At 67.9% G+C, this 8,704-nt stretch carries 10 protein-coding genes and 1 riboswitch; of the genes, 5 read left to right on the forward strand and 5 right to left on the reverse strand.

The features are described 5' to 3' along the window. The 4 genes from BLT64_RS25260 to BLT64_RS25275 form a co-directional block, all read right to left on the reverse strand. The coding region (locus BLT64_RS25260; RefSeq protein WP_074810770.1) for an IS5/IS1182 family transposase at positions 1 to 259 on the reverse strand (259 nt) is incomplete at its 3' end. 63 nt (positions 260 to 322) lie between these two features. Beyond that, positions 323 to 1,879: a TonB-dependent siderophore receptor gene (locus BLT64_RS27700; protein ID WP_011749249.1), complete on the reverse strand. Its 1,557-nt coding sequence runs from the start codon at positions 1,877 to 1,879 to the stop codon at positions 323 to 325. A gap of 126 nt (positions 1,880 to 2,005) precedes the next feature. Then, positions 2,006 to 2,992 (reverse strand): FecR family protein, encoded by a 987-nt coding sequence (locus BLT64_RS25270; RefSeq protein WP_011749250.1) that lies wholly within the window; start codon positions 2,990 to 2,992, stop codon positions 2,006 to 2,008. A 68-nt stretch (positions 2,993 to 3,060) separates the two neighbouring features. Next, entirely contained in the window at positions 3,061 to 3,573 is a 513-nt protein-coding gene (locus BLT64_RS25275; protein WP_011749251.1) for an RNA polymerase sigma factor, read from the reverse strand. 454 nt (positions 3,574 to 4,027) lie between these two features. After that, positions 4,028 to 4,222: riboswitch (cobalamin riboswitch) on the forward strand. A gap of 128 nt (positions 4,223 to 4,350) precedes the next feature. On the opposite strand from BLT64_RS25275, the gene BLT64_RS25280 reads away from it, so the two are divergent. The 5 genes from BLT64_RS25280 to BLT64_RS25300 are packed head-to-tail and all read left to right on the forward strand — an operon-like array spanning position 4,351 to position 8,292. After that, positions 4,351 to 5,361, forward strand: coding sequence for an ABC transporter substrate-binding protein (locus tag BLT64_RS25280; RefSeq protein WP_011749252.1), 1,011 nt, complete (start codon positions 4,351 to 4,353; stop codon positions 5,359 to 5,361). After that, positions 5,358 to 6,419, forward strand: coding sequence for a FecCD family ABC transporter permease (locus BLT64_RS25285; protein ID WP_011749253.1), 1,062 nt, complete (start codon positions 5,358 to 5,360; stop codon positions 6,417 to 6,419). The genes BLT64_RS25280 and BLT64_RS25285 overlap by 4 nt, the downstream gene beginning before the upstream one ends. After that, on the forward strand, positions 6,416 to 7,180 hold the full coding sequence (locus tag BLT64_RS25290; RefSeq protein ID WP_011749254.1) for an ABC transporter ATP-binding protein: 765 nt from the start codon (positions 6,416 to 6,418) through the stop codon (positions 7,178 to 7,180). The genes BLT64_RS25285 and BLT64_RS25290 overlap by 4 nt, the downstream gene beginning before the upstream one ends. Beyond that, positions 7,181 to 7,612, forward strand: a complete 432-nt coding sequence (locus tag BLT64_RS25295; protein ID WP_011749255.1) for a pseudoazurin — start codon at positions 7,181 to 7,183, stop codon at positions 7,610 to 7,612. A 2-nt stretch (positions 7,613 to 7,614) separates the two neighbouring features. Next, positions 7,615 to 8,292 (forward strand): class I SAM-dependent methyltransferase, encoded by a 678-nt coding sequence (locus tag BLT64_RS25300; protein ID WP_157137443.1) that lies wholly within the window; start codon positions 7,615 to 7,617, stop codon positions 8,290 to 8,292. A gap of 6 nt (positions 8,293 to 8,298) precedes the next feature. Here BLT64_RS25300 and BLT64_RS25305 read toward each other — a convergent pair. Then, positions 8,299 to 8,704: DUF2083 domain-containing protein (locus BLT64_RS25305; protein WP_139171660.1), on the reverse strand; the 406-nt coding region annotated here is incomplete at its 5' end.

An 8,704-nucleotide genomic window follows, 5' to 3' on the forward strand; every position in this document is an offset into this window, starting at 1 on the left:
CCTCGCCGTGGTCGGCGGCCAGCCCGATCATCATCCTGGCGAAAATGCCTTTCTCGCTCCAACGCTTCCACCGGCTGTAGAGCGTCTTGTGCGGCCCATACTCCCTGGGGGCATCTCGCCAGCGCAAACCATTGCGATTGATGAAGATAATCCCGCTTAGAACACGCTTGTCATCGACGCGTGGCTTGCCGTGCGACTTCGGGAAGAAAGGGGCAAGCTTGGCCATCTGCTCGTCGGTCAGCCAGTACAGGTCGCTCATGTCACCGCTCCGTTTTCCGAGCCGTGAATCACGTAGCACACTGAAAATCAATGCATCCTGACCCTAGTCGGGATAAAGCACCGGATCGGCCGGCCGGTTGTCGTGATGGGGGGCAAAGACATCGACCCGGCCGGCGGTATAGTCGCCACCCCAGTGGGAATCGAAATCCAGCCGGGTATAGTCCAGCCCCACCAGCAGGCTGTGCCGCAGGGGGCCGGTGTCGAAATCCGCCTGCAGGTTGTTGTCCATGGTCAGCGCGGTGGCGGTGTCATGGGGGTGCTGGATCGACCTGTTCAGGCTGATGCGCCCCGTCGCCGGATCGGTCTGCAGGCCCGACAGCACCGAATAGCGGTAGTCCATCTCGATGTTCGAATATTGCAGCTTGTGGTGCAACTGGAACCTGTCGTCGAAACGGTGCTCGAACTCGTATCCCAGCGAGAACTGGTCGCGCTTGTAGCGATTGAAATCCGGGTAGCCCAGGAACGCATCCACGGGCAGATGGCCGAATTGCGTCGGATAGACCGTGCCGAGTGCCGGCAGCGGGCTGTTGCCGCCGACATCATGCTGGTAATGGCCATAGAGGGTCAGCGCGGTATCGGCATCCGGCCGCCATGTCAGGCTGGGCGCCAGGAAGGCGCGGTCGTCGCGCAACGCCTCGACCTGCGTGCCGCTGTCGCGCAGCAACCCGGTCAGCCGGTAGGTCAGGGTCTTGCCGGCATCGAGCGGCCCGCCCAGGTCGAATGCGCCCTGGTTGCGCCCGAAGCTGCCGGCTTGCAGCTGCAACTCGCGAAGCCTTTCTGCGGTCGGGCGCTTGCGCAGCGCGTTGACCATGCCGCCTGGCGCCGCTTGCCCGTAAAGCACCGAGGACGGGCCCTTCAGCACCTCGACCCGCTCGAGCCCATAGGGCTCGTGGCGCAGCTGCGCATAGTCGCGCAGCCCCGAAGGCATGCGCATCCCCTCGGCAAAGATCGGCGCCACGAAGCCGCGCAGCCGGACATAGTCGTTATAGGTCGCCCCGCCGTAGAAATCGGTCGAGACGCCGGGCGTATAGCGCAGCGCCTCGTCCACGCTGGCCGCGCCCTGGGCCTTGATCTGGTCGGCCGAGATCACGTTGATCGTCTGCGGGGTCTCGACGATCGGCGTGTCGGTCTTGGTCGCGGTCCCGGTCTGCCGCGCGACATAGCCGCTGACCGGCCCCCAGGCGCTTTCCCCGGTCAGCGTGATCTGGTCCAGCAGGATGCCGCCGCCGGCCGCGCCGGTCCCGGCCGCGGCGGCCGGGGCGGTGATCGCCACGGCATTCGCGCCGGTGAACCGCCAGCTCAGCCCCGATCCGGCCAGCAGGCGGTCCAGCGCCTCTGCCGGCGAATAGCTGCCCCGCTGCGGCGGCGCCGACCGGCCGCGGGTCAGCGCCGCCGGATAGGCCAGCTTGATGCAGGTGCTGCGGGCAAAGCCGGTCAGCGAGGCCGCAAGCGGCTGCGCCGGCAGGTCGAAGGCGACCATGCGTTCTTGCTGCACGGCCTGCGGGGCCTGGGCGATGGCGGCATATCCGCTGGCCACGAAGGTCGTGGAAGCCAGCAGGACGGCTTTGAGAATGCGGGTGCGGCCCGGTCTGTCCGGCATGTTCCTGTCTCCTGTCGAGGTGAGGAGGGATGGAAGCTGCTTCGGTCAGTGGCGGTCCCTCGCAAGATTAGACCGGGTTGCGGGAAAAATCCTCAACGGCGGGGGCGTAAAATCTGCGGTGGCCGGCTAGGGCTCTGTTATCACGGTAAGGTATCTTGAAACCACGCAGACCCGGATCGGCAATCCGCCCTCCAGCGCGGCCAGCGAGGTCTCGGGCGTGCGAAGGTCCAGCACGGCATTGACCCGCAGTGCCTTCAGCCTCTCGCCGCGGATCACGATCCAGCCGCGATGATAGGGCCGGAAGGCCGCGATGACCTCCTCCAGCCGGCGGTTCTCGGCGACATGGATGCCGTCGCGCCAGGCGGCCACGGCCGAGCCGTCCTGTGGGACCGGCGCCCCTACGGGACCGGCGGACGGAATCACCAGCCTTTCGCCCTCGCGGACGATGGTCGGGCTCTGCCGGGGCTCCGCATCGTCCAGGCGGCGGACGCTGACCGAATGCCGGGCCACGCTGACCGCCAGGGCATGGCCGGGCAGGGTGCGGTCCACGTCGAAGGCCGTGCCAAGCGCCAGCACGCCGATCTCGCCTGCGCGCACCTCGAAGGGGCGCGAGGGATCGGCCGCGACCTCGAAATAGACCTGGCCCTCGATCAGGACCACCTGCCGCGCCTGCGGCGAATAATCCACGCCGATGGCCGACATCGCGTTCAGCGTCACCCGCGACCCGTCCGGCAGCACGACCGTGCGCGTCTGCGCCAGCCCGGTCGCATGGTCCGGCAGCGGCGATTGCCGCCGGTGCAGCCAGACCCCGCCCGCGCCCGCAAGCCCAAGCCCGGCAAGGACGGCGAGCGCGTCGCGCCGCGAAGCGCGGCGGCGGCGCCCCTTGCCGGGCTGGATCAGCCCGGTTTCGGGATCGCGGCCGATCTCCGAGGCATAGTCCCACAGCGTCTCGGCCTCGGCCGCGGCCAGGGCGTGGTCCCTGCTGAGCGCCTTCCATGACCGATAGGCCTCGCGATCCGCACGCGTAGCCTCGCCGGAATTGAGCCGCACGATCCAGCCAAGCGCCTGGTCGGACAGATCCCTGGGCGGATGGGCAGGCTGCCTGCGCTCCACGGACTAGGCCCCCGGCCGCAGGGGGGCGGGAAAGGGTGCGCCACCGGCGGGGGCGGGCAAGCGCACGGTCATTCCTCCTCGCGCATCAGGTCGCGGCAATGCATCAGGGCACGCATGACGTGCTTTTCCACCATGCTGACGGATACCCCCAGGCGCGCGGCGATCTCCCGGTGGCTGCGGCCCTCGACCTTGTTCATCAGGAAGGCGGTCTGGCAGGCGACGGGCAATTCGTTGAGCAGCACCGCCATGCGCAGGATGCGCTGCCGCCGATAGAGCGCCTGCGCCGCATCCTCACCGCCCTGAAGCTCGGCGACGGCATCGAAATCGACCCGGTGCAGCCATTCCGCATGCCGCCGCGCGGTCAGGTCGATCGCTGCGGTGCGCGCAGCCGTGAAGGCATAGGTCTTGGGATAGCGGATGGCCGCGGCCGCCGCCCCGCGGCGCGCAAGCCGCAGGTAGGTATTCTGCACGACCTCTTCGCCCTGGTCCCTGTCGCCGACCAGCCGCGTCGCATAGCGCAGCAGATCGCGGTGGTGGCGCCGGAACAGGTCGGTCAGCCAATGGTCGGTGATCCTTGCCATCAGCCCCGCCCCCTACGAAAGGACCGCGGCCGCGCTGCGGACAATTGCCCGAGGCGAAAAGGCAGGGTGAGTGATCGCAACGGGGCGGGTCTCAAACACGGCACGCCATCATTCGAATGAGGGATGCCCGCGGGTCTCGATGTGGGCTGCCCACCCGATAGCCCGACAAAATTTGTCGTGCAATGGCAATCTGTCCGCCCGCAATCTCTGGTTGATCTGGGGTGATGATTGCGCTCGGCAGCACCATGAGCAGTGCCAGCACCCGACCGCAGGCCGGGCGAACGCTTGCGGATGATTGCGCGATTCTGCTTACCGGAAATCCTTTCGCCCTTGTCTCTATAGCGCGCGATGCGGCACGCGTGCCAGACGTCTGAGTTTTCCTCGCGATATTGCCGCTGGCTTCGCCGGAGCAGGGACCAAGGCCGAATGTCGTTGCCTCGCAGGCTCGCAAGGGCTACCAAGTCGCTGCATCGGTTTCCGCAAGGAATGAAAAGGGAATCCAGCGCGCCCGATGGGCGCGAAACGGAACTGCCCCCGCAACTGTAGGCGGCGAGCGCGATCTGGCAGGCCACTGGGCACGATGTCCGGGAAGGCAGGATCCGCGCAACGACCCGCCAGTCAGGAGACCTGCCGGCGCGAATTCACCAGACCGGACGGGGATGTCCGGGAAAGGATCGGCATGACCAGAGCCCGGCCTTGCGGCCTGACCGCGGATGATGCGCGCCCTTTTCCAGGGCCGCTGTCCGGTGAGTGTTTTTTCCTCATCGGAGACAGAGAATGACCCTCAGAAGCCTTTTCGGCGCCGTTGCGATCTGCGGCCTTGCGGCGGGCATGGCGCAGGCGACCGATTATCCGCTTTCCATCGAGAATTGCGGCCAGACCCTCGTGTTCGACAGCGCGCCCGAACGCGTGGTGACCATCGGCCAGTCCACCACCGAGATGCTTTATGCGCTGGGGCTGGGCGAGCAGGTGCAGGGCACATCGGTCTGGTTCAACGACGTGCTGCCCGAGTTCGCAGAGGTCAACGCCAGGATCGAGCGTCTGGCCGACAACCATCCGGGTTTCGAATCCGTGATGGCGAAGGAGCCGCAGCTGGTGACCACCCAGTTCGAGTTCCATGTCGGTCCGCAGGGCGCGGTCGGCACGCGCGAACAGTTCAATGAACTGGGGGCGCAGGTCTATGCCATGCCCGCCGATTGCGTGGGCAAGGACAACCTGGTCGGCGGCGACGGCGCGCGCACCAGCGAATTCTCGATCGAGTCGATGTATCGGGCCGTGCGCGAACTGGCGCAGATCTTCGACGTCGAGGAGCGCGGCGCCGTGCTCGAGGCGGAACTGCGCGGCCGGGTCGACGCCGCCGTCGCCAAGGCCGGGGAACTGGGCGCCGAGGGCAAGACGGCGGTGGTGTGGTTCTCCAGCCCCGACCTGGCGCTGGACCCGTTCGTGGCCGGACAGAACGGCATCGCGGGCTATGTGCTCAAGACCATCGGATTGCGCAACGTGGTGGAATCCGACGAGGAATGGCCTTCGGTCGGCTGGGAGACCATCGCCAGCGCCGATCCCGACTATATCATCATCGCCCGGATGGACCGCCGCCGCTTCGCCGCCGACGATTACGAGGTCAAACTGGACTATCTGAAGACCGACCCGGTTACCAGCAGGATGGCTGCGGTCCGGGACGGGCGCATCATCATCGTCGATGCCCACCAGATCCATGCCGGGATCCGCATCCCCTCGGGGATCGAGACGGTGGTCGCGGGCATCGAGGCCGGCGGCGCGCAGGAATGACCGCTTCCGCGACAGTCCCTGTCCGGCGACGCTCCCTGGGCCTGTCGCGGCTGATCCTTGGGCTGGCGGCGCTGATCGCGGCGCTGGCCTTCGGGGTTTCCGTGGGCGAGACCGTCATTGCGCCCGAGGTCATCTGGAAGACGTTGTCGAACCAGCTCTTCGGCACCGACTATCCCCTGCGCCCCATCCAGGAAGGCATCGTCTGGAACTATAGGCTGACGCGGGCCATCGTCGCGGCGGCATGCGGGGCGGGGCTGGCGGTCTCGGGCGTGGTCTTGCAGGCGCTTTTGCGCAATGCGCTGGCCGATCCCTATATCCTGGGGATTTCGGCCGGGGCCTCGACCGGGGCGGTGCTGGTCATGGTGCTGGGCATCGGAGCAGGCGCGCTGTCGCTGTCGGTCGGCGCCTTCGCGGGCGGCATCCTGGCCTTCACGCTGGTCATCGGGTTGGCGCGCGCTGCGGGCAGCGGCATCGGCCTGCCGCAAGCGGGGCTGATCATCCTGTCGGGCATCGCGGGGACGCAGCTTTTCAATGCGCTGACCTCTTTCGTGATCGCGCAATCGGCCAATGCCGAGCAGGTGCGTGGCGTCACATTCTGGATGATGGGCAACATGAGCGGGGTGCGCTGGCCCGACGTGCGGCTGGCGGTGCCGGTCTCTGCCTTGGGGGTGCTGGTCTGCATGGCGCATGCGCGGGCATTGGACGCCTTCACCTTCGGGGCGGAATCGGCCGTCACCATGGGCGTCGCGGTGCGCCGCACGCAGGCGGTGCTGATCGGGGTGGTGACGATGATCACCGCCACCATGGTCAGCATCACCGGCGCCATCGGCTTCGTCGGCTTGGTGATCCCCCATGCCGCGCGCTTCCTGGTGGGCGTCAGGCACGACCGGCTGTTGCCGGCCTCGGCGCTGATCGGCGCGGTGTTCCTGGTCATGGCCGATGTCGTCTCGCGCGTGATCGTGCCGGGGCAGGTGCTGCCCATCGGGGTGATCACCGCGCTGGTCGGGGCGCCGGGCTTCGCCGTCATCCTGATCCGGGGACGGAGGCAGCGCGCATGATCCGGCTGGAGGAGGCAAGCTGGCGCGCGGGCCAGACCGCCATCGTCCGGGACATCGCCCTGCATGTGCGCAGGGGCGAGACCTTCGGCCTTGTCGGTCCCAACGGCTCGGGCAAATCGACGGTGCTGCGGCTGGTCGCGGGGGTGCTGACGCCCTCGACGGGCAGGGTCCGGCTGGACGGGATCGACCAGACCCGTCTGTCGCGGCGCCGGGCCGCGCGGATGGTGGCCTTCGTCGCGCAACAGGCCGATACGGCCGAGCGCGTGACCGTGCGCGATGCGGTCGAGCTGGGCCGCACGCCCTGGCTCTCCATGCTGCGCCCCTTCGGCCCCGGGGATGACCGGATCGTGGCCCATGCCCTGGCCCGCGTCGGCATGTCGGACAAGGCTGGACGCTACTGGCAGGGGCTTTCGGGGGGCGAGCGCCAGCGCGTCCATCTGGCCCGCGCGCTGGCGCAGGAGCCGCGCATCCTGCTGCTGGACGAGCCGACAAACCACCTCGACATCCACCAGCAGCTGTCGATCCTGCGGCTGGTGCGCAAGCTGGAGGTGACGGCGCTGGTCGCGCTGCACGACCTCAACCAGGCGCTGGAATGCGACCGCGTCGGCGTCATGCAGGCCGGGCGGCTTGTGGCCTGCGGTCCGCCCGCCGAAATCCTGACACCCGATCTTATCGCCCGCGTGTTTGCTGTGCGGGCCAATTACCTCACCGATCCGGCCGATGGTCACCGGCTGATCCGCTTTGCTTTATCGGAGGACTGAATGCGCCTGTTCCCCATCGCTTTGTTGGCCGCTCTGGCCTCACCCGCGCTGGCCGAGACCCATCTGGTCAAGATGCTGAACGGCAACCATCTGGGTGGCATGGTCTATGAGCCTGAATTCCTGAGCGTCGCCCCCGGCGACAGCGTCAAGTTCCTGGCCACGCAGCGCGGCCACAACGCCGCCAGCATCGACGGCTTCTTGCCCGAAGGCGCCGAGACCTTCCTCGGCCGCATCAACGAGGAGATCGAGATCACCCTGGCCCATGAAGGCTTCTACGGCATCAAATGCTCGCCGCATTTCGACATGGGCATGGTCATGCTGATCCGGGTCGGCGATGCGCCACTGGAAGGGGTAGAGCTGCCCGAGAACATGCCGCAGGGCGCGAAGGACCGCTTCGCGCAAATCGTCGAGCGCGCCGGGGCCGGGGAATGAGCGTGGCGCCGAAAACCGCCGCCGCGATGACCGTGCATTGGGACGGGCGGGCGCATCGCTTCGAGGGGGCCGCCTCGCATAACCGCGACCGGGATGCGTGGCGGGACGTGCTGGCGGCGGCGGTCGGGCAGGGCGCGCAACGCGTCGTGGATCTGGGCTGCGGGACCGGCGCCTGCGCGGTGTTGCTGGCGGGCATGGGGCATCATGTCACGGGCGTCGATGGCTCGTCCGCCATGTTGGCGGAAGCACGCCGTGCCGCCGCGCGTGACGGTGTTCATGTGGACTTCATCCATGCCGACATGGACCAGTGCGGGCTTGCCAATGGCGCGGCCGACGTGGTCACCCTGCGCAATGTGCTCTGGACGCTGGAAGACCCGGCCGAGGCCCTGCACCTGGCGGCCCGTCTGCTGCGCCCCGGCGGCAAGGTTCTGGTCTCGGACGGGGTCTGGCGGCGTAACCCCGACCCGACGATGGCGGATCTTGCCGCCCATCTTCCCAACGCCTGCGGTGTCAGCGAAGTCGAAGCGCGTGACTGGCTTTGCGGGGCGGGCTTCGGGGGCATCACCGTATGGCATGACCGCTTCGTCCACCACCCCTATGGCGGGCTTTACGACGAACCCGAGACACCGATTCCCTTCTTCGTCCTGACGGCAATCAGGGCTGAGGCCACCAGATCCTGATTGGGATCAATCCTCCTCGAAGCTGAAGATCGCCAGGCTGCGCTCGCGCTCGTTCACGCGCAGGCGGCGGTTGATCGGGGCATGGGCGCGGGCCGAGCAATCCGGCCGCTCGCAGAGATAGCAGTTCAGCCCGATGTCCACCGGCCGGATGCGGTCCAGGTCGATGCCGTCGGCATAGACCAGCCGCGGTGCATAGGCCACGTCGCAGCCCAGCCCGATCGCCAGCCGCTGCGCGGGCGCGCCATGGGTGCCGCCGGCCCGCGTCACCGTGCGCGCGATCGAGAAATAGCTGGCGCCCTCGGGCATGCGGATGACCTGGGTCTGCACCCGCTCCGGCGTCTCGAAGGCAGCGTGGATGTTCCACAAGGGACAGGTGCCGCCGAAGCGCGAGAACGGGAACCGCCCGGCGCTG

The sequence above is a fragment of the Paracoccus denitrificans genome (assembly GCF_900100045.1).
GTDB lineage: Bacteria > Pseudomonadota > Alphaproteobacteria > Rhodobacterales > Rhodobacteraceae > Paracoccus > Paracoccus denitrificans.

What these genes read in the sequence shown, in the direction of transcription:
- BLT64_RS25275 (WP_011749251.1), bottom strand. Translation starts at nt 3,573, where the DNA reads ATGGCAAGGATCACCGACCATTGGCTGACCGACCTGTTCCGGCGCCAC.
- BLT64_RS25295 (WP_011749255.1), top strand. Translation starts at nt 7,181, where the DNA reads ATGCGCCTGTTCCCCATCGCTTTGTTGGCCGCTCTGGCCTCACCCGCG.
- BLT64_RS25280 (WP_011749252.1), top strand. Translation starts at nt 4,351, where the DNA reads ATGACCCTCAGAAGCCTTTTCGGCGCCGTTGCGATCTGCGGCCTTGCG.
- BLT64_RS25285 (WP_011749253.1), top strand. Translation starts at nt 5,358, where the DNA reads ATGACCGCTTCCGCGACAGTCCCTGTCCGGCGACGCTCCCTGGGCCTG.
- BLT64_RS27700 (WP_011749249.1), bottom strand. Translation starts at nt 1,879, where the DNA reads ATGCCGGACAGACCGGGCCGCACCCGCATTCTCAAAGCCGTCCTGCTG.
- BLT64_RS25290 (WP_011749254.1), top strand. Translation starts at nt 6,416, where the DNA reads ATGATCCGGCTGGAGGAGGCAAGCTGGCGCGCGGGCCAGACCGCCATC.